Origin of the sequence: uncultured Metabacillus sp. (genome assembly GCF_947503125.1) — a bacterium.
Classification (GTDB): Bacteria; Bacillota; Bacilli; order Bacillales; family Bacillaceae; genus Metabacillus.
Genome location: NZ_CANNCR010000225.1, coordinates 1 through 248, shown reverse-complemented (window position 1 = coordinate 248; position 248 = coordinate 1). Strand labels below are relative to the sequence as shown.

At 49.2% G+C, this 248-nt stretch carries 2 tRNA genes; both read right to left on the bottom strand.

Going from position 1 to position 248, the window contains the following annotated elements:
- A tRNA-His gene (locus Q1B07_RS26970) sits at nt 1–72 on the bottom strand.
- Between the two features lie 21 nt (nt 73–93).
- Nucleotides 94–167, bottom strand: a tRNA-Trp gene (locus tag Q1B07_RS26965).
- Between the last annotated feature and the right edge of the window lie 81 nt (nt 168–248).

Below are 248 nucleotides of genomic sequence, written 5' to 3'. Positions count from 1 at the left end.
GCGGCTGATGGGAATCGAACCCACGAATGTCGGAACCACAATCCGATGCGTTAACCACTTCGCCACAACCGCCATTAATATTTATATGTTATTTGGCAGGGGCAGTAGGAATCGAACCCACACCAAAGGTTTTGGAGACCTCTATTCTACCGTTAAACTATGCCCCTATATTTAAATGGTGGAGGGGGGCAGATTCGAACTGCCGAACCCTAAGGAGCGGATTTACAGTCCGCCGCGTTTAGCCACTT